The sequence below is a fragment of the Vulcanisaeta distributa DSM 14429 genome, assembly GCF_000148385.1.
Taxonomy (GTDB): Archaea; Thermoproteota; Thermoprotei; order Thermoproteales; family Thermocladiaceae; genus Vulcanisaeta; species Vulcanisaeta distributa.
In genome coordinates, this window is sequence record NC_014537.1 from 1,140,484 (window position 1) to 1,158,816 (window position 18,333).

15 protein-coding genes are annotated in these 18,333 nt (G+C 45.9%); 11 read left to right on the forward strand and 4 right to left on the reverse strand.

Annotated features, from left to right (window positions below; translation table 11 throughout):
* Positions 1-8: 8 nt before the first annotated feature.
* A complete protein-coding gene (thsA, locus tag VDIS_RS05890) occupies positions 9-1,673 on the reverse strand; it encodes a thermosome subunit alpha (RefSeq protein ID WP_013336310.1) in 1,665 nt (554 codons plus the stop codon).
* 89 nt (positions 1,674-1,762) lie between these two features.
* On the opposite strand from thsA, the gene VDIS_RS05895 reads away from it, so the two are divergent.
* Together VDIS_RS05895 and VDIS_RS05900 are read left to right on the forward strand one after the other, a co-directional pair.
* Entirely contained in the window at positions 1,763-2,197 is a 435-nt protein-coding gene (locus VDIS_RS05895) for a signal peptidase I (protein ID WP_013336311.1), read from the forward strand.
* Positions 2,198-2,247: 50 nt separating this feature from the next.
* Positions 2,248-2,802, forward strand: coding sequence for a GNAT family N-acetyltransferase (locus VDIS_RS05900; RefSeq protein WP_013336312.1), 555 nt, complete (start codon positions 2,248-2,250; stop codon positions 2,800-2,802).
* Positions 2,803-2,807: 5 nt separating this feature from the next.
* Here the strand turns inward: VDIS_RS05900 and VDIS_RS05905 are convergent, their stop codons facing one another.
* Positions 2,808-4,052, reverse strand: a complete 1,245-nt coding sequence (locus VDIS_RS05905; protein ID WP_013336313.1) for a 2,3-bisphosphoglycerate-independent phosphoglycerate mutase — start codon at positions 4,050-4,052, stop codon at positions 2,808-2,810.
* A 47-nt stretch (positions 4,053-4,099) separates the two neighbouring features.
* Positions 4,100-4,429 (reverse strand): divalent-cation tolerance protein CutA, encoded by a 330-nt coding sequence (gene cutA / locus VDIS_RS05910; protein WP_013336314.1) that lies wholly within the window; start codon positions 4,427-4,429, stop codon positions 4,100-4,102.
* Between the two features lie 117 nt (positions 4,430-4,546).
* Between cutA and VDIS_RS05915 the strand changes: the two genes are divergently transcribed.
* From VDIS_RS05915 to VDIS_RS05930, 4 genes are all read left to right on the forward strand, one after another.
* Positions 4,547-5,494 carry an aldo/keto reductase gene (locus tag VDIS_RS05915; RefSeq protein ID WP_013336315.1) on the forward strand — a complete coding sequence of 316 codons (948 nt, stop codon included), beginning with the start codon at positions 4,547-4,549 and terminating at the stop codon, positions 5,492-5,494.
* A 65-nt stretch (positions 5,495-5,559) separates the two neighbouring features.
* Positions 5,560-6,177, forward strand: a complete 618-nt coding sequence (thiE, locus tag VDIS_RS05920; protein WP_013336316.1) for a thiamine phosphate synthase — start codon at positions 5,560-5,562, stop codon at positions 6,175-6,177.
* A gap of 121 nt (positions 6,178-6,298) precedes the next feature.
* Positions 6,299-6,931 carry a mechanosensitive ion channel domain-containing protein gene (locus VDIS_RS05925; protein WP_013336317.1) on the forward strand — a complete coding sequence of 211 codons (633 nt, stop codon included), beginning with the start codon at positions 6,299-6,301 and terminating at the stop codon, positions 6,929-6,931.
* 59 nt (positions 6,932-6,990) lie between these two features.
* Entirely contained in the window at positions 6,991-8,208 is a 1,218-nt protein-coding gene (locus tag VDIS_RS05930) for a redox-regulated ATPase YchF (RefSeq protein ID WP_013336318.1), read from the forward strand.
* 10 nt (positions 8,209-8,218) lie between these two features.
* Here the strand turns inward: VDIS_RS05930 and VDIS_RS05935 are convergent, their stop codons facing one another.
* The gene (locus VDIS_RS05935) at positions 8,219-10,150 is read right to left on the reverse strand and encodes an arginine--tRNA ligase (RefSeq protein ID WP_013336319.1); all 1,932 of its coding nucleotides are present in this window, start codon (positions 10,148-10,150) and stop codon (positions 8,219-8,221) included.
* Positions 10,151-10,246: 96 nt separating this feature from the next.
* Here VDIS_RS05935 and VDIS_RS05940 point away from each other — a divergent pair, with 96 nt between their 5' ends.
* The 5 genes from VDIS_RS05940 (at position 10,247) to VDIS_RS05960 (ending at position 18,329) form a co-directional block, all read left to right on the forward strand.
* A complete protein-coding gene (locus VDIS_RS05940; RefSeq protein ID WP_013336320.1) occupies positions 10,247-10,519 on the forward strand; it encodes a DNA-directed RNA polymerase subunit H in 273 nt (90 codons plus the stop codon).
* 156 nt (positions 10,520-10,675) lie between these two features.
* A complete protein-coding gene (locus VDIS_RS05945) occupies positions 10,676-14,065 on the forward strand; it encodes a DNA-directed RNA polymerase subunit B (RefSeq protein ID WP_052885898.1) in 3,390 nt (1,129 codons plus the stop codon).
* Between the two features lie 39 nt (positions 14,066-14,104).
* Positions 14,105-16,780 (forward strand): DNA-directed RNA polymerase subunit A', encoded by a 2,676-nt coding sequence (gene rpoA1, locus VDIS_RS05950; RefSeq protein ID WP_013336322.1) that lies wholly within the window; start codon positions 14,105-14,107, stop codon positions 16,778-16,780.
* A 23-nt stretch (positions 16,781-16,803) separates the two neighbouring features.
* Positions 16,804-17,955 carry a DNA-directed RNA polymerase subunit A'' gene (gene rpoA2 / locus VDIS_RS05955; protein WP_052885899.1) on the forward strand — a complete coding sequence of 384 codons (1,152 nt, stop codon included), beginning with the start codon at positions 16,804-16,806 and terminating at the stop codon, positions 17,953-17,955.
* Positions 17,956-18,017: 62 nt separating this feature from the next.
* The gene (locus tag VDIS_RS05960) at positions 18,018-18,329 is read left to right on the forward strand and encodes a 50S ribosomal protein L30e (protein ID WP_013336324.1); all 312 of its coding nucleotides are present in this window, start codon (positions 18,018-18,020) and stop codon (positions 18,327-18,329) included.
* Positions 18,330-18,333 lie beyond the last annotated feature (4 nt).

Consider the following 18,333-nt stretch of genomic DNA (forward strand, 5'->3'; position numbering starts at 1 on the left):
AAATTTTATTATTCAGACGATTTCGACTCGCTTTCCTCTCCGCCGCTCTCGGTCTTTGACTTGCCGGTACCACCTGTCTTTGTTTGGGCTGCGGCTACAATATCGTCAATCCTAAGTATCATTATTGCTGCCTCAGCGGCACTCCTAATTACGTGCGTCTTAACTAGGAGTGGGTCAACGACATTTATCTTAGCCATATTCGCGACCTTACCGCTTAACACATCAACGCCAGCATCAACCTCACCAGCATCATGCCTCCTCCTTAACTCAGCAATTGCATCCACTGGGTCTAAACCGGCGGTTAGGGCTAGTATTGTTGGTATGTGCTCAAGGGCCTCGGCAAACTTAAGCACGGCTAACTGCTCCTTGCCAGGTAACTTCCTACCCCACTCCCTAAGTCTTCTCGCAATCTCCATCTCAAAGGCTCCACCACCAGGTACGATCTTAGGCTCCCTGTATAGGTCCCTAATTACATGAAGCGCATCCTGCATTGATCTCTCGGCCTCATCAAGGATCCTATCCGCTGCACCCCTAAGTAGTATCGTGACTGCCCTCGGGTTCGGACACTGCTCGACAAACACCATCTTCTCCTCACCAACCTTCCTCTCCTCAACAAGCCCAGCAGTGCCAAGGTCCTCGGGCCTTATATCCTTAATACTGGTAACTATCTTAGCTCCAGTGGCCTTAGCAAGCTTCTCAATGTCGCTCCTCTTAACCCTCCTAACAGCCATAATACCCTTCTTAGCCAGGTAGTGCTGGGCAACCTCGTCAATTCCCTTCTGCGTTATAACTACATTAGCGCCGATCTCGGCGAGCTTATCAACGTAGGACTTCAGTATGTTGGACTCCTCCTCAAGGAATGCCTTTATCTGCTGTGGCGATGAGACTGATATCTTCGTAGTCCACTCAGGTTTCTCAATCTCAAGCGGCGCATCTAGGACTGCGATCTTAGCGTTAACAACCCTCTTGGGCATCCCTGGGTGAACAACCTCCTTATCAAGCACAATACCCTGTATTAGCTGGGTCTCAAAGAGTGACTGGCCCTTCTTCTTCTCGATCTTAATCCAGTCTAGGTCGAGGTTATACTTATCGCCGATTTTCTCCACGGCTATGGCGGATGCATCAACGGCAATTTTCGCTAGGTAGTCCCTGGCCTCGGCAACGATCTTACTACTTAATGAGTTCATTGCGACTAGGGCCAGTTGGTTCTTGTCCTCAACATTTATTGGCTGTGCAATCTCATTGGCGACTTGTATTGCGTAATCCATGGCCTTCTTATAACCATCAATGATTATTGTCGGGTGAATACCCTCGTCAAGGAGCTCCTCCGCAAGTTCCAGCAACCTGCCTGCCAGCACAACCGCCGTTGTTGTTCCATCACCAACCTCCGCGTCCTGGGCCTTGGCAACCTCAATTAGTAGCTTAGCAGCTGGGTGTTGAACCTCCATCTCCTTTAGTATTGCGGCTCCATCGCCCGTTATTGTTACGTCACCAAAGGCATCAATGAGCATCTTATCCATACCCCTAGGGCCTAGGCTTGTCGATAGTATTTCGGCAATTACCTTGGCAGCCATTATGTTGCTTCTCCTTGCATCTGCGCCGGTTGTTCTTTGTGAACCCTCCTTAAGAACCATCACTGGTACTCCTCCCCTCTGCTGTGTACCGCTGCTCATCGGCGACTCCGTAAAGCACTTCTATAAAAACCTTTCTTCAAATAAAGCGAGTAAAAAATAAGTAGTGCTGCGGTGACTCCGCTGATTTAATGGACATAGGGCATATATTAACTATACTCATATTAACATCGCTATTTGTAATACCGTGGGCAGTCGTTAGTTCGTATTCAATGGAACCAACGCTTGAGGTTGGGGATTTAGTCGTAATGATACCACCAAGTCAACCCTGTAGCTCGTTAGTAGGTCATGTGGCGATCTACTACTCACCTGAATTTAATGATTACATAGTGCATAGGGTAATTGCCATCAATAACGCGCAGAAATGCACATACGTCTTTAAGGGTGATGCGAACCCAGTGCCTGACCCATATTCAGTACCTTACGGTAATATTGTCGGTGTTGTTGTCCTTGTAATACCACAGTTAGGTCTCCTAAGTCTTTCGTACAGGACATTTACGGCTGCACTGTACATACTAGGTCTCATTATCCTGGTAATTATTCCTGCATACCTGCTTGATAAGTAATTACTTTCCATGAGGAAAAATGTATTAAGTCTCACGAGTCAGGTCTTTTAATGGGAGAGGAGGTTCGGGATATAACGACTAAGTTGAGTGGTCGTGAGTACATAAGGGGTAAGGACGGTAGGGTGTTTGTGCTTAGGGAGTTTGAGATAACGGACTTGAATACGGTAGTAATGATAAACAGGAGGGTGCTACCCGAGAATTACCCTGAGTTCTTCTTCGTGGAGCATTATAGAAGCTTTCCCAAGGCCTTCATAGTGGCTGAGCTTAACGGTAATGTGGTTGGTTATATGATGAATAGGGTTGAGTTTGGCTGGAGCTATATCTGGAGGGGTAAACCAACCAGGAAGGGTCATGTGATATCCATTGGCGTACTACCTGAAGCGAGGAGGTTAGGCATTGCGTATAACATGATGATTAGGGGTATGAGGGCTATGAAACACTTCTACGGTGCAGAGGAGGTCTACCTGGAGGTTAGGGTTTCTAACACGCCCGCCATTAATCTCTACAAGAAATTGAACTATAAAATAGTCGACTTAATAAAGGGTTATTACCACGATGGTGAGGACGCATACATAATGGCTAGGTCACTCGAGGATTTTGAGTAGTACCATTACTCACCAAACTTCTCGAGAGTACCTAGGTAATTAGCTATTATGTTCATAACGTCAATACCCCTAATCCTACTCCAAAAGCCCTTGGCACAAGCTCTCTCACTGAACTGAGTAACGTCATCTCTCATGACATCAGGTCCCCACGCCATAAATGGCACGGGATCACCCGTATGTTCCCTAACAGTTATTGGCGTTGCATGGTCGCAGGTTATGAACACATATGTGTCGCTGGGTGCCTCCTCAAGGAACCTCCTAATACCTGCATCAACTCTCTCAATAATCATTGCCTTACCTCTGGCATCACCATCATGAGACATGGAGTCTGTGGGCTTTACATGGACAAATACGAAATCGTAATTATTCAAGGCCCTAGCAGCTGCCTGAAACGCGGCTATGAAGTCGTCATCCTTAGAACCAATGTAATTATCAACATTTATCGCATCCATACCCAATGCCCTACCAATACCCCTAATCAATGCAACGCCAGCTATTATCGCTGGCTTAATCCTATATCTTAGGCTCAGTGGTTCGAAGTTCCTTAAAGAACCTGCACCCCTAAGGAGGACCATGTTTATTGGGCCCTTACCCTCCCTCCTCCTCTTCTCATTAAACTCCGCCTTGCTTAACTTTTCATAGACGAGCTTTGTAAATTCATTAATGTAATTAGCTGTGACCTTAGCATCATCACTTAAGGCCTTAGCCTCTGAAACCCTAACACCAGTTACGTGAGGATCAGTATCAGTAATGTGTGGTGATACATTACCTCTAAGGACGAGGACGCCCCTATGCTCTACGGTTTGTTTATAAACCGCATCAATGCCATACTTACTCCTCAGTATTGGCAATACCTCATTATTAATTATGTTCTCTATTTCCTTAACCTCAGCAGGGTCTATGTACCTACCACCTCTTCTATCGACAACGACTAAATCACTATTAACCGTGGCCACGTTAGTCCTAAATGCAACATCTCCAGGGTTAAGCGTTAATCCCGCACCCAATGCCTCAAACGGCCCCCTACCGGGGTAGTACTTGTATGGGTCATAACCAAAGATGGCAAGGTGAGCCGTGTCACTACCTGGTCTAATACCTGGTGATATGACGTCCATGAGACCGCATGATCCCTCAGCAACCAACCTATCAATAGTGGGTTTAACGGCAAACTCTAACGGGGTCTTTCCACCAAGTTCCTTAACCGGTCTATCGGCACAGCCGTCTAGGACCACCAGTAATGCCCTAGGCATACGTAACACCACACTAAGCTTATTAAAAGCATTTACTTTAAATGAGCCTATTCTCGCCTTAATGCCTCATCAATCCACCTTAAGTATCCATCAAAACCGCCAATTATCGGCAGTGCAATAATCTCAGGGACCTTATACGGATGTCTCTCCCTAATGAATATCACTAAATCATTAAGCTTATCCTTCCTTGACTTAATAATGAGCAATGCCTCATTGTCTTCCTCGACCCTTCCCTCCCAATAATAAATACTCCTTAACCCATCAATTACGTTAACGCACGCAGCTAATTTATTATTAACGAGAGATTTAGCAATTTCAACACCCACATCCCTATTAGGCACTGTGACGAAGACAACTACATACTCATACTCACTCATAATTCCCCACCACCTACATTAATCAACATACTAAAGCATTATCTTTTCATGGACTGAGATAAATGGATAATGAACATCATAATAATGTTTAAATGTGAAATAACTAATGCCACCCTGATGGAGTACATAAATCTTGGTAAGACTAGCTTGAAAATATCGAGGATTGGACTTGGCGCCTGGCAATTCGGTGGTGATGCCTGGGGCCCCTATGAATATGGCATTGCCAAGGAAGTTATTGGTAAGGCTGTGGAACTTGGTATAAACTTCATAGATACTGCGGCTGTTTATGGGCGTGGCCGTAGTGAGGAGTTTGTGGGCAGGGCAATTAGGGAGTTGGGTATTAGGGAGCACGTGGTCATCGCCACTAAAATACCGGGTGATTGGCATAGATATGATGATGTCCTTAAGGCAGCGAGGCGGAGTAGGGAGAGGCTTGGTGTGGACGTTATTGATCTCCTTCAGCTTCATTGGCCTGCCTGTTGGCATAATGTACCAATTTGCGAGACGATGAAGGCGATGGAGAAGCTGGTTGAGGATGGCGTGATTAGGTTCATTGGTGTTAGTAATTATCCATTACAACTCCTTGAGGCTGCGCGTTCATGTCTTAAGAGGAGTGAAATAGTGAGTTCCCAGAACAGGTATAACTTAATTGAAAGAGATATCGAGAAGGAACTCCTACCCTACCTTCAACGTGAGGGAATTACGCTTATTGCCTGGAGCCCATTGGCGAAGGGTGCAGTAACTGGTAAGTACAGCCCTGAGAATAGGCCTAAGGGCGATCTAAGGGAGAATGAGCCTGTTTTCTATCCCGATAATCTTAGGGAAATAACCACGAAGTTAATACCCGTGATTAAGGAGTTGGCGAGTAAATACGGTAAGACCCCTGCTCAGATCGCGCTTAATTGGCTCGTAATGCATGATAACGTGGTGCCAATACCTGGAGCTAAGAATGCCGCGCAAGTCGTGGAAAACGCCGGTGCGGTTGGTTGGAGACTGAGTGAGGATGACTTTAGGAGGCTCACGGCTGCAAGTAATTCCTTAGTTATAACGTATGTCACCTGGTAATTCTTGAAATCTATGTGAATAATGAATTTAGTTTTATTTAGGACTTAAAATTGGTAAGTCATTGTATGAAGCTTCCCAAAGGAATTTACGGTATAACGGATACCAGTTATACTATAAAGAATCACGTTGAGGCAGCCAGGGCATTCCTCGAGGGTGGGGTTAGGATTGTTCAGTATAGGCGTAAGGAGGGCAGTATTAGGGTCATGCTTGAGGAGGCTAGGGCCATTAGGAGGCTTTGTAATGAGTATGGAGCTGTATTTATCGTTGATGATAGGGTTGACATAGCAATACTAAGCGATGCGGATGGAGTCCACGTGGGTCTTGATGATGCGCCTGTGGATGAGATTAGGAGGAGATTCGGCGGTTTAATAATTGGTGCAAGTGCCAGTACTGTTGATGAGGCATTGCAGGGTGAGAGGGCGGGCGCCAATTATATAGGCGCCGGCTCAGTGTTTCCGAGCCCGACAAGGCCCGATTACAGAATAACTGGGCTGGATGGATTGAGGAGCATCGTTAGGTCGGTCAATATACCGGTCTACGCCATAGGCGGTATAACGCTTGAGAGTATACCAGCGATTAAGGCAACGGGTGCCTGGGGCGCCGCGGTTATCTCGGGAATACTTGCCGCCAAGGACCCAGTTAAGATGGCTAGGGCATTCGTCGAGGCTTGGGAGAATGCGTAGTTCTTTCTATTGGGGTAGTTCTATACTTAATACATAATGGTTTACACCGAGATATATATTGGATAATGCTTATTAATAATTGATATTTAGCAAATAAAACGTGGCAACTACTACACCTCAAATGAGCAGGGGGGAGGGGGAGGTTGCCAGGCACTACGTAAATGCCATAGTTAAGCTTGTGATATATATAATCGTATACGTGGTGGTAGCCGCCATAGTTCACTGGATAATAACGTCCTTATTACCGATGTTTGGCATAAATGTTAAGCCGTATGAGGGTTACGTAAATGTACTGCTTGCGCTTGCCTTTGGCTACCTAATCGTGTCAGCCTTTGCTGACGTCATTTATTGGGCTATGAGGTTTAGGTATGACCACCCAACTGCTAGGGCTATGAGGAATGTATTTCTGCTAATAGGTATTGGCGCATTGGTTGCTGGCATTGCGGGTGCTATTGGCGGTGGAGTTGCAGGCGTGGCTGTGGGCGGCTTTCTCGGCATTGTAATTGGTTTCGCAGTCCAACAGGTCCTTGGGCAAGCAGTGGCTGGCTTATTCCTGCTATTGGCTAGGCCATTTAAGATAAGTGATCACGTTAATTTACTTGGTGAGGATGGTATCGTTAATGACGTCGCAATATTATTCACTGAGGTTATTAAGAGTGATGGTACTAAAGTCCTGATACCTAATAATTCAATAATTGGTAATAAGATATACCTACTGCCTAAGCAGCAGCCTCAGCAGCAACAGCAGAAGTAATCGTTTGGTTAAAAAATACAATATTAAATTTATTAATTGGTATCATTTCCTTACTTCCCGTGCCTTTACAAAGCCATGTTCAAATAGGTATCGTAGGTAAGCCTAACGTTGGCAAGTCCACATTCTTTGCTGCGGCAACGATGATCGACGTTAAGATTGCACCGTACCCATTCACAACGATAGAGCCTAATGTGGGTATTGGGTATGTTAGGATACCCTGCGTGTGCAGGGACCTTGGCGTTAAGGATAACCCCAGGAACTCCATATGCATCGAGGGTAATAGGTTCATACCCGTGGAATTAATAGACGTCGCCGGCCTAGTCCCCGGGGCTTGGCAGGGCAGGGGACTTGGTAATCAGTTTCTTGATCATTTAAGGAGAGCCCCTGTGCTTATTCATGTAGTTGACATGGCGGGCGCAACGGATGAGGAGGGTAGGTTAGTTAAGCCTGGCTCTCATGATCCATTGGTTGATATTGAGTTTCTTAGTAATGAGGTTACCATGTGGATGGTCCAAATGCTCAGTAAGGATTGGGATAAGCTTGTCAGGCTTGTGGATTACGCGAAGAAGCCACTACTCGATGTATTATATGATAGGTTCAGTGGGCTTGGTATAACCCAGGCGCAAATAAGCGATGCCCTAACTAAGTTAGGTCTCGATAAGAAGCCACCCAGTAAGTGGGGTGATGATGATATTAAGGGCTTCGTATCAATGCTTAGAGAGTTAAGTAAGCCAATGGTAATCGCGGCTAATAAGATGGATATTCCCGAGGCCGAGGACAACTATAAAAGGGTTGTTAAGGAGGTCGGTAATAGGTATAGGATTATCCCAGTAAGTGCGGATTACGAACTTGCATTGAGAAGGGCTGCCAAGGCTAACCTAATTAAGTACATACCTGGTGATGATGACTTCGAGATCATATCAACCAATCTAACTAAGCCTCAAAAGGATGCCCTGGAGAGGATTAGGGACTTCATGCATAAGTGGGGTGGTACCGGCGTTATCAAGGCGTTAAATACTGCCGTGTTTGACGTACTCGGCATGATCGCAGTCTACCCAGTGGCTGATGAGAAAAAGTTTACGGATACTGAAGGTAACGTATTACCTGACGTATTATTACTACCCAGAGACGCCACCGTCCTTGATCTAGCTAAGGCAATTCATAGCGAAATTGCTGAGAAGGCAGTTACGGGTGTTGACGCGATTACGGGTAGGAGACTTGGTGTTAACTCGAAGCTTTGGCATAGGGCCGTCGTGAGAATTTACGTATCAAAGTAATGCGGTTCCTTTACATTCTCCTTAACCTGGGTATTCCAAGTATGTCCATAGCATTACCAAGCACTGTCCTCACGGCATTCACAAGGTTTATCCTAAACTCCCTAATACCAGGCTCGGCATTTAGCACAGGGTACTTTTCATAATAACTATTAAATACGAGGGACAGCTTATTCACATACTCAATTATGTTCTCAAGTCTTAACTCCTGAGCAGCCTTGGCAATCACTTCAGGATATTCGCCAAGTAATAATGTTAATTCCTTTTCCTCGCTGGCGATATTATTGGGTATTTGTGTAAGCTTAGGGACTTCGCCGGCCTTCTCAAGAATTCCGTTTGTCCTTACGTATGTGTATTGAACGAATGGCCCACTATTCTGCCTTAAATTCAGCACCTTATCCCATGAGAACGTCAATGGTTTATTTGGGCTCACAGAGAGGAATGAATACCTAATTGCACCAACGGCAACTGCCTCGGCGACTTTATCGGCCTCGTCAGGTGGGAATCTACCCTTCACAATCTCCATAACCCTATCCTTTGCCTCGTTAAGTAATTCATCAAGAGATACGTAAATTCCCTTCCTACCACTCATCTTCATTCCGGCTAGATTAACCATCTCATAGGAATAATGAATCAATTTCCTGGCCAATTCGTGATACCCCATTGCATGTAGTGCTAACCTAAGTTGAGCCTGAGGATGGGCTTGCTCAGAGCCTATGACCCTTATTAGCTTATCGAACTTGAAGTTATCCCAGAACCATAAGGCGTAGGCAATATCCCTCGTTAAGTATAGGCTTGTTCCATCGCTCCTAAGTAGTGTTGCCTTCGGTATATACCTAGGTAGTTTAAGTTCATCCCAAAGATTAAGGTCCTGGGCATACTTATCGGCCCTAAATACCAATGCCCCATTATCCCTCTCCATGTATTGCGGAGCCCTCCTAAGTAATTCATTAATCACCCTGGATACACCGCCATTATCCACGGCAACCTCACTCTCAAAATCCCACGAATCAAAGACAACACCAAGCCTATCCAGAGTTATCCTAAAGCCAGTAAGCACTACATCCACAGCCTCCCTAATGACCTTCCTAACGAATTCATCACCCTCCTCATAAGCCCTCGACCACTGCTTAACCATTAATGGGAGATCCTCGAACTTACCCAACCCCTTAAGTAAAGCCTCAGTAAGTTCCTTATCCTTTTCTATGAAGTTGTTAATTACAGAAACCCACTCATCCCTCTCACCGATCAGCTTATTCGCATCATCATACTTACCCTCATTCTTAAGCTGTTCAATCTGTTTACTCAATCTCTTAATCTCGCTTACCGCATATGTCACTGAGTAAATGATGCCCATTACCTCGTCAGGCTTCCAACCACCATTAATCCTACTGAGTACTAAGTCCTTAGCCACATAATAGCCAATACCAACATAGGGCATTTGATCACCACAATCATTAACGTAAAAATGAACCTTAACAGAAGCGCCACAAAACCTGAGCAACCTAGCCAATGAATCGCCAAGTACGGCATTCCTGCCATGACCAATGTGCATGGGTTTTGCGGGATTTGCACTCGTATGCTCTATTATGTAACTACCCGTTGGGCACTTATCGCTAAGTCCATATTTATCGCCTAAATTACTGATTGATAATAATACTATGTTTGCGTAATCATTTATATTAATATCAATGTTCAGATACCCATTAACTAATACGACCTTATTTATTAATTTTAATTGAGGTATTATTTTTTGATTTATTATTTCATCAATATTCCCATGCTCCCTTACAATACTATGCATTGGGATTGCTAGATAGCCATACTGTGGCGGTGCCCTTATCACCTCATTAACGTACTTGGTCACGTCAGTTCCAATCTCTGTGCTTAAAAGTTTTAGGAGCCTCTGGACATCCTCAATCACTTGATTATACGGATTGCTCATTCAATATTTGCTCTAACCCCTAATTATTAAATGTTTTAATGCTGCTGTTTAGATCTCGGTGTAAGGCTTATATAGCCTTATGATGAGCCTACTGCCGTGAGTTCGGGAGGCAGGAGGAGGAAGACTGAGGAGCGCTTTAGGAGGATTCTTGAGCATGAGTACATGCCTAAGGCTGAGATTGTGCCCAAGGAGGAGGTTAAGGAGATACTAAGGCAGTTAAATGCCAAGGTTTTTCAGCTTCCATGGATTAGGGCAAGTGATCCGTTGGCGAGGGCCATAGGTGCTAAACCTGGTAACGTAATTAGGATAATTAGGAAGTCTGATACGGCTGGCGAGTTTGTCACGTACAGATTCGTGGTTCCAGGCTAATATACAAAGCAATTTAAATAGGCCCCTTTATAAGAGGGTAAGAACCATGGTTATTCAATCTATGGATAAACATCCTGGAAAAAAGAGTTTAAATATTGATTTTGCATGGGGTGATTAATCATGCCGATAAATAATCCTAACATTGAGCATGGTAAGATGCTGGATTCAGTACCAATACCAATACTGAGGTCTAAGAGGGCTTACACGGCGTTTCCATCGTCAGACGATAGGTGGGAGTTAGTAAGGGCATTTATTAGGGAGGGCGGTCTCGTTAGGCATCAAATCGATTCATTTAATGATTTCGTGGAGAAGAAGCTGCAGGAGATAGTTAATGAAAATAACATAATCGAGACTGAGGTCAAGGGTCTCTACATAAAGCTTGAGAGGATAGAGGTTGGGAAGCCAAGGGTTAGGGAGGCTGACGCCAGCGAGCACATTCTCTACCCAATGGAGGCCAGGCTCAGGAACCTAACCTACGCAGCGCCACTCTACTTAACAATGGTGCTCTATGTAAATGATGAGGAGGTCGATAGGCAGAAGGTCTATATCGGTGATTTACCGATAATGGTCAGGTCTAAGTTCTGCAACCTATACGGGCTTAAACGGCAGGAGTTAATTAGTAAGCTTGAGGACCCGGATGACCCAGGTGGTTACTTCATCATTAATGGTAGCGAGAGAGTCATAGTTTCCCAAGAGGATTTAGCACCAAATAAGCCATTCTATGACAAGGGTGATAAGGCCAGCATAACTCATGTAGCCAAGGTAATATCAATTGGCGCCGGGTACAAGACCACAGTCACGGTCGAGAGACATAGGGATGGCATTATATACGTAACATTCCCAGCAATAGCCACTAGGATACCATTCCCAATAATAATGAGGGCGCTGGGCTTAGAGACCGACGAGGACATCGTACTCGCCGTCAGTGACGACCCTGACATCCAAAATGAGCTATTACCATCACTTCAATTCTCAGTTCAAATAGCAAGTACCGTTGATGATGCTCTAGACTTCATAGGCAGTAAGGTGGCCATTGGCCAGCCGAGAGAGGTTAGGATTGAGAGGGCTAAGCAGGTGCTCGATAGGTACTTCCTGCCGCACCTGGGCACTACTGAGGATGCTAGGATAAAGAAGGCTCTAATGGTTGGTCAAATGGTTAAGGGCGTTATTGAGATGTACCTTGGGCGTAGGCAGCCTGATGATAAGGACCACATTGCCAACAAGAGGGTTAGACTGGTTGGCGATTTAATGGCTCAATTATTTAGGGCTGTCTTTAGGCAGGTACTTCAGGACATTAGGCAGCAGTTAGAGAGGCATTATTCAAGGGGTAAGATACCGAGCCTAGTCACTCTTGTAAGGGCAGACATAATAACTGAGAGGGTTAGGCACGCAATAGCTACGGGTAATTGGATAGGCGGTAGGACAGGCGTATCACAAATGCTTGATAGGACTAATATCATGTCGACATTAAGCCATTTGAGGAGAGTCGTATCCAACCTAAGCAGGACACAGCCTCATTTCGAGGCTAGGGACCTACACCCAACCCAATGGGGTAGACTCTGCGCCATTGAGACCCCCGAGGGTCAGAACTGCGGTTTAGTGAAGAACCTTGCATTACTGTCCACAATAACTGTTGGCGTTGATGAGAATGAGGTCGAGAAGCTGCTTTACGATCTCGGCGTAGTGCCAATACTAAGGGCTAGGAAGGAGGGTGTTAAGGGTACTGAGGTTTACCTGAATGGCAGGTTGATAGGCGTTCATACGGAGCCGGATAAGTTGGTGAGTACGATCCGGGAGATGAGGAGGAGGGGACAGATTAATCATGAAATTAATGTTGCCAGGATAAGGAATGAATACCTTGATGAGGTGAGGGTTAATTGTGATGGCGGTAGGCTCAGGAGGCCGTTAATTATTATTGAGAATGGAAAGCCAAAGCTAAGGCCTGAACACGTTGAGAAGTTAAGGAAGGGTGAGTGGACTTGGAGCGACTTGATTAGTAATGGCATTATTGAGTACCTTGACGGTGATGAGGAAGAGAATGCATTGGTTGCCATTAACCCTGAGGAGGACATGAGCAAGTACACGCACATGGAGGTTATACCATCGGTCATGATCGGCGCAGTGGCATCAATAATACCGTACGCGGAACACAACCAGTCACCTAGGAACATCTATGAAGCCGCAATGGCAAAGCAAAGCCTCGGATTCCCAGCCGCCAATTACAGGTTTAGGATGGATAGTAGGGGTCACTTACTCATTTACCCTGAGAGACCATTGGTAATAACGAGGGGTATAGAGCTTAATGGCTATTTAGAGAGACCCGCAGGGCAAAACGCTGTAGTCGCGTTATTAACATATACGGGCTACAACATGGAAGACGCCGTAATACTAAATAAGTCAGCCATTGAGAGAGGCATGTATAGGAGCGTATTCTTTAGAACATACGAGACGGAACAAATGAGGTACCCAGGCGGTGAGGAGGATAGGATAGAGATACCATCCGCAGAGGTTAGGGGTTACAAGGGACCGGAGGCTTATGCGCACTTAGACGAGGATGGTATTGTATCGCCAGAGGTATTCGTATCTGGTGGTGAGGTGTTGATAGGCAAGACGTCACCACCAAGGTTCTATGGAGTATACACCGAAACAGTTGTGTCCAGTGCCAGGAGGGATTCATCAATAACGGTTAGACGTGGTGAGAAGGGTATTGTTGATAGTGTCGTGGTTACGGAGACAAATGAGGGTTATAAGCTCGTTAAGGTTAAGGTCAGGGAATTAAGGATTCCAGAGCTTGGTGATAAGTTCGCCAGTAGGCATGGGCAGAAGGGTGTGATGGGTATGATGATACCAATGCAGGACATGCCATTTACGGAGGATGGAATAACACCGGACATAATAGTCAATCCACACGCATTACCAAGTAGAATGACTGTTGGCCAATTACTTGAGTCTATGGCAGGTAAGGTGGCGGCATTGAGGGGTGTTATGATCGATGCAACGCCATTTGAGGGGGTAACTGAGGAGGAGCTTAGGGACTTACTCATTAGGTCCGGCTTTAGGTGGGATGGTAAGGAGGTAATGTATAGTGGGTTGACGGGTAGGAAGCTCGAGGCCGACATATTCATTGGCGTTGTTTACTATCAGAAGCTTCATCATATGGTTGCCGATAAGATACACGCTAGGGCGAGGGGCCCAGTGCAGATACTGACCAGGCAGCCAACGGAGGGTAGGTCTAGGGAGGGTGGTCTTAGGCTTGGTGAGATGGAGAGGGACGTGTTGATAGCCCATGGCGCAGCTGCCCTACTTAGGGAGAGGCTTGTTGAGTCAAGTGATAGGTATGTAATGTATGTCTGTGAGGATTGTGGCATGATTGCTTGGTATGATTCCAATAAGGGTAAGCCGGTTTGTCCAATACATGGTGATAAGGGTAGGATTGTGAGGGTTGTTGTGCCCTACGCATTTAAGTTATTGCTTCAGGAGTTAATGAGCCTAGGTATCTACCCAAGGATTGAGGCGGGTGATTTAATTGAGGAGAGGAGGGCCTGATAAGGTTTATTTAATGGCTTGCCAAGGGGGTGATGAGTAATGGCGACGCAAGCCGAGAAGACCTCCGTTAGGGAGGAGGAAATCCCGCTTAAGACTATAAAGGCCATTAAGTTCTCTATACTATCGCCGGACGTTATCAGGTCGATGTCCGTCATGGAGATAACTACGTCGGAGACTTATGATGAGGCCGGTAGGCCGATGGTTGGTGGATTAATGGATAGGAGGCTTGGCGTCGTTGAGCCTGGCGCTAGGTGTGAGACCTGCGGTAACCCACCCGATAAATGCCCTGGGCACTTCGGTAGGATAGAGCTCGCCAGACCAGTAATTCATGTTGAGTATGCCAAGTATATTCATGACTTGCTTAGAACAACGTGTAGGGAGTGCGGTAGGATATTATTAACGGATGAGGAGATTGAGAAGTATAGTAAGAGGTTGGCTAGGTTAAGGGTTAGGTGGAAGTTACTTGCTGATAGGCTTATCGAGAGGATTAGGAAGAAGGCCATGGAGAGGACCGTATGCCCGCACTGCGGTGCTAAGCAGTATAAGATTAGGTTTGAGAGGCCGTACACGTTCTATGAGGAGAAGGAGAATGGTGTACTGGAGAAGCTAGATCCAATGAAGATTAGGGAGAGGCTTGAGAAGATCCCAGATAGTGACCTAGAATTACTGGGTTGGGATCCGAAGTTCGCAAGGCCTGAGTGGGCAATCTTAACAGTATTACCTGTACCGCCACCGCAGGTTAGGCCATCAATACAGCTGGAGACTGGGCAGAGGAGTGAGGATGACTTAACGCATAAACTCGTTGATATTGTTAGGGTTAATGAAAAGCTTAGGACGGCCATCGACTCAGGAGCGCCAAGTAGTGTGGTTGATCAGTTATGGGACTTACTGCAGTATCATGTGGCTACGTACTTCAATAATGAATTACCGAATCTACCACCAGTTAAGCATAGAAGTGGTAGACCACTTAAGACGCTTGCCCAGAGACTTAAGGGTAAGGAGGGTAGGTTCAGGGGAAGCCTATCAGGTAAGAGGGTTGATTTCTCATCAAGGACTGTAATTAGCCCCGACCCCAACCTAAGCATTAACGAGGTTGGCGTGCCAATTGACGTGGCTAAGATCCTAACGGTGCCGATGACCGTCACCGAGTGGAATATTGAGATGGCTAGGCAGTTGGTGCTTAATGGTCCTGAGGTATGGCCGGGCGCTAATTATGTGGTTTATCCAGACGGTAGGAGGGTTGACCTCAGGTACTTCAGGGATAGGCGTGAGCTAGCCAATAAGTTAGCCCCTGGCTTCATAGTTGAGAGGCATTTAATGAATGGTGATATTGTACTATTCAATAGACAGCCAAGCCTGCATAGGATGTCGATGATGGGCCACATAGTTAGGGTGTTACCTGGCAGGACGTTCAGGCTACACTTAGCGGTTTGTCCACCATATAACGCGGACTTTGATGGGGATGAGATGAACCTGCATGTGCCGCAGAATGAGGAGGCCAGGGCTGAGGCTAAGACGTTAATGCTTGTCCAGAACCACATAATAACGCCTAGGTACGGCGGGCCAATAATAGGCGCTAGGCAGGATTACATAACCGGCGGCTACCTACTAACTAGGAAGGATACATTTGTGAATAAGGAATTGCTCATGTACCTATTAGCCGCGGCTAATTATGACGGTGAAATAGACGAACCAGCTATAATGCACCCGAAGGAGCTTTGGACAGGTAAGCAGGTAGTATCAATGCTACTACCCAAGGACCTGAACTGGGTTCAACCAACGGCAATCAAGGAGAGCTGTAAGGATCCATATAATTGCTATACTGATGAGTATATAGTCGTGGTTAATGGCTACATGGCCACTGGAGTCCTCGATAAGAAGTCCATTGGCGCTGAGCAGGTTGACTCGCTTTGGCACGTGGTAGTTAAGAGGTATGGTAATGACTATGCAAGGAAGTGGGTAGATTCCGTATTAAGGGCGTTACTTAGGTTCTTGGACCTTAGAGGATTCACAATGGGTATTGACTCATTGGAGATGCCGAGGGAGAGCTATAATGAGCTTGAGAAGTTGTATGAGGAGAGTGAGAGGAAGGTCTTCGATTATATACAGAGGTTTAGGGAGGGTAAGCTTGAGGCTGAGCCTGGCTTAACGGTTGAGGAAACGTTAGAGAACGACATAACGATAGAGCTCAGCCGCGTTAGGGAAGCCGCCGCCCGCGTTGCCGAGAAGTACATCAATAAGGATGGCGAGGCCTACATAATGGCGAAAACAGGCGCGAGGGGCAGTATTGTAAATATAACGCAAATGGTCGCGATGATAGGCCAGCAAACAATAAGGGGTGAACGCTTCAAGAGGGGATTCACTGGAAGAACTACGGCTCACTTCGAACCTGGTGACCTTGGTCCTATGGCTAAGGGTTTCGTTAGAAATAACTTTAAGGTTGGTTTAACGCCAGTCGAGTTCTTCTTCCATGCAGCGGGCGGTAGGGATGGTCTAGTCGATACTGCGGTTAGGACGGCGCAGAGTGGTTATATGCAGAGGAGGCTCATTAATGCGTTGCAGGACATCTACGTTGCCTATGACGGCACTGTCAGGAATGCCTCTGGTTCCATAATACAGACTAAGTATGCTGAGGATGGCATTGACGTTAGTAAGAGCGATCACGGCAGGCTCAATTTAGATGAAATATTTAGGAGGGCGGGTATAGGTAGGTGATGGACATGGCGGAGACAAAGAATGTGGTTTCTCAAGAGGAATTGAATAATGTGTTGGCACAACTAGCCAACATACTACCTCCGAGGATTATTGATGAATTGAAAAGTAAGCTATCAAGCATGGAAATAACGAGGGAGCAATTGGCAAGCCTAGTTAAGATATTAGTCAATGAGTACTACAAAATGCTTATCGACCCTGGGGAGGCAATAGGCATAGTCACTGCTCAGTCCGTTGGCGAGCCGAGTACTCAGATGATCCTCAGGTCATTCCACTTCGCAGGGCTCAGGGAATTCTCAATGGCCCTTGGTCTACCTAGGATGATAGAGCTTGTTGATGCCAGGAGGAAACCCTCAGTACCGATGATGACGATATACCTAGACGAGGGGCATAGAAGTGATCCAAATAAGGCCCAGGAAATTGCCTACAAGATTCAGTTAACGACGATAGAGAATGTCGCTAAGAGTGTTGAGGTTGATTACATTAATTCACAAATAACCATTGAGATTGATGAGAACGAACTCAGGCAGAGGGGTTTGAGTATGGAGGATGTTAGGAAGGTTGTTGAGAGGATTAAGGGTAAGGGTGCGCAAGTTGAGATTGAGGGTAATGTCATTAGGATAACGCTGGAGGAGGCTGACATTATAAAGCTTAGGAGGATTAGGGATAAGGTAATGCAGACCAGGCTTGCCGGTATTAAGAATGTTAAGAAGACCCTGGTTAGGTATAAGGATGGTGAGTGGATAATAGAGACTGAGGGCACAAACCTGGAGGCTGTCCTCACGATAGATGGTGTTGATTATAGGAGGACAATATCCAACGACATTCATGAGGTTGCTGAGGTACTGGGTATCGAAGCTGCCAGGACCGTCATAATGAGGGAGTTGAAGAAGGTCCTTGACCAGCAAGGTTTAGACACGGACATCAGACACTTAATGCTTATCTCTGACGTAATGACTTGGACTGGAAGGGTTAGGCAGGTTGGTAGGCATGGCGTTGTTGGTGAGAAGGAAAGCCCACTGGCCAGGGCTGCCTTTGAGGTTACGGTTAAGAACTTGGTTGAGGCCTCAATTAAGGGTGAGCTAGAGAACTTTAGAGGTGTTGTTGAGAGCGTGCTTGCTGGTAAGTACATACCTATTGGTACTGGCATTGTTCAGTTACTAATGGAATTTGAATAAAATATTACTTGAGCCTACCATTGGCATTAGGTTTAAATAGGGTTTTTTCAGGGCTGTCTTGAATGATTGATATTTCACGAGAACTACAGGTCGCGTTGAATACAGGTAAGGTGGCGCTTGGTTATAAGGAATCACTTAAGGCAATAATTGATGGATCAGCAAAACTTGTAATACTAGCATCTAATGCACCGGCTGAGATCATGAATACCGTGCAGTACTATGCAAAGATTTCGAATGTGCCGGTATATGTGTTCCAGGGATCAAGCTGGGACCTCGGCGCAGCCGTCAGGAAGCCCTTCAAGATCTCAACAATAGTCATAATCGACCCAGGAGAAAGTAATATATTGGCTTTAGCATCACAACGTACTGGGTGATCGT

Excerpts from the sequence above, each read along its gene's own strand:
- VDIS_RS05960 (WP_013336324.1), top strand. The coding sequence starts at position 18,018 with ATGATTGATATTTCACGAGAACTACAGGTCGCGTTGAATACAGGTAAG.
- VDIS_RS05925 (WP_013336317.1), top strand. The coding sequence starts at position 6,299 with ATGAGCAGGGGGGAGGGGGAGGTTGCCAGGCACTACGTAAATGCCATA.
- VDIS_RS05900 (WP_013336312.1), top strand. The coding sequence starts at position 2,248 with ATGGGAGAGGAGGTTCGGGATATAACGACTAAGTTGAGTGGTCGTGAG.
- VDIS_RS05905 (WP_013336313.1), bottom strand. The coding sequence starts at position 4,052 with ATGCCTAGGGCATTACTGGTGGTCCTAGACGGCTGTGCCGATAGACCG.
- rpoA1 (WP_013336322.1), top strand. The coding sequence starts at position 14,105 with ATGGCGACGCAAGCCGAGAAGACCTCCGTTAGGGAGGAGGAAATCCCG.
- thsA (WP_013336310.1), bottom strand. The coding sequence starts at position 1,673 with ATGAGCAGCGGTACACAGCAGAGGGGAGGAGTACCAGTGATGGTTCTT.
- cutA (WP_013336314.1), bottom strand. The coding sequence starts at position 4,429 with ATGAGTGAGTATGAGTATGTAGTTGTCTTCGTCACAGTGCCTAATAGG.
- VDIS_RS05935 (WP_013336319.1), bottom strand. The coding sequence starts at position 10,150 with ATGAGCAATCCGTATAATCAAGTGATTGAGGATGTCCAGAGGCTCCTA.
- thiE (WP_013336316.1), top strand. The coding sequence starts at position 5,560 with ATGAAGCTTCCCAAAGGAATTTACGGTATAACGGATACCAGTTATACT.
- VDIS_RS05945 (WP_052885898.1), top strand. The coding sequence starts at position 10,676 with ATGCTGGATTCAGTACCAATACCAATACTGAGGTCTAAGAGGGCTTAC.
- VDIS_RS05895 (WP_013336311.1), top strand. The coding sequence starts at position 1,763 with ATGGACATAGGGCATATATTAACTATACTCATATTAACATCGCTATTT.
- VDIS_RS05915 (WP_013336315.1), top strand. The coding sequence starts at position 4,547 with ATGGAGTACATAAATCTTGGTAAGACTAGCTTGAAAATATCGAGGATT.